This window comes from Oryzobacter faecalis (assembly GCF_046764005.1).
GTDB classification, from domain to species: Bacteria; Actinomycetota; Actinomycetes; order Actinomycetales; family Dermatophilaceae; genus Oryzobacter; species Oryzobacter faecalis.
This window is the reverse complement of record NZ_JBKOFW010000022.1, coordinates 1-1,174: the sequence shown is the minus strand read 5'-3', so window position 1 is coordinate 1,174 and position 1,174 is coordinate 1. Positions and strand designations below refer to the sequence as shown.

Annotated in this window: 2 protein-coding genes; both read right to left on the bottom strand. The window is 65.0% G+C overall.

Going from position 1 to position 1,174, the window contains the following annotated elements; genetic code table 11:
• On the bottom strand, positions 1–446 hold a 446-nt coding region (locus ACK8HX_RS17735; protein ID WP_459349939.1), incomplete at its 3' end, for an ABC transporter permease family protein.
• Positions 443–1,174, bottom strand: a 732-nt coding sequence (locus ACK8HX_RS17730; RefSeq protein WP_411942043.1) for a carbohydrate ABC transporter permease, incomplete at its 5' end; no start/stop codon positions are given. The genes ACK8HX_RS17735 and ACK8HX_RS17730, both read right to left, overlap by 4 nt.

The following is a 1,174-nucleotide window of genomic DNA, read 5'->3' as shown; positions in this document are numbered from 1 at the left end:
ACCGGCAGGTTCACCGCGCCGTAGACGATGGCGAGCATGTAGATGTTGTCCAGCAGGTTCAAGGTCTTGAGGATCATGAACAGGGGCAGCACGACCGCGGCCAGGGGCATGAACCGGGTGGAGATGAAGAACGACAGGGACTGCTCGACGTTCTTCACCCGCCGGATCGACAGGGCGTAGGCAGCGGGGATGGCCAGCACGACCGAGATGATCGTGGCGGTCACCGACGCGGTGAGGGAGTTGATGAGGTAGCCGCGCATCCCGCGGTCCATCGCGGTCTGGAAGCCCTCGGTCACCGGCGTGAAGAACAGCGTCGGGTTGACCGAGGACGCCACCGACTCGGGCTTGAACCCGTTGAGCAGCATCCAGAACACGGGGAAGAAGAACGCGAGGACCATGAACCACGTGAACGCGGTGACGAGGGTGCCGCGCAGTCTGGTGCTCATCGGGAACCTCCAGCCATGAAGACCTTGAACAGGGTGCGCAGCGCGATGGTCGCCACGATGATCGTGAGGATGACGGTCACGACGCCGTACGCGGCGGCCTCCCCGACGTCGAGGCCGATGAAGGCCCGCTCGTAGAGCAGGTAGGCCAGCGTCTTCGTGCCACCCGTGCCCTTGGTGAGGATCGCGATGGGGTCGAAGACCTGCAGGATGATCACGGACCCGAGCAGCACGCCGATCTCGATGTACATCCGCAGGTGCGGCAGCGTGATCCACGTGAAGGTGCGCCACGTGCCGGCGCCGTCGACCTGGGCCGCCTCGAGGATCGCCTTGTCCTGGCCCTGGAGGCCGGCGAGCAGGATCAGCATCATGAACGGGGTGAACTGCCACGTCAGGACGATGACGACGGTGGCCAGCGGGTGCTCGGTGCCCCACGAGATGACCGGCAGCCCGAGCGTGCGGGTGAGCCAGTTGAGCATCCCGATGTTGGTGTCGAACATCGAGTACTTCCAGATCAGCGACGCCGCCGCCGGCATGATGAGGAACGGGGTGATCATCAGCGTTCGCGCGAGCGCCCGACCGCGGAACTGACGGTCCAGCAGGACTGCGAACAGCAGCCCGAACAACAGCGACAGGATCACCGCCAGCGCGGTGATGAGCACCGTCGCCACGATCGAGGGCCACAGGTTCCCCGACGTCAGCGCGGTCTTGAAGTTGTCCAGCCCGGTGAA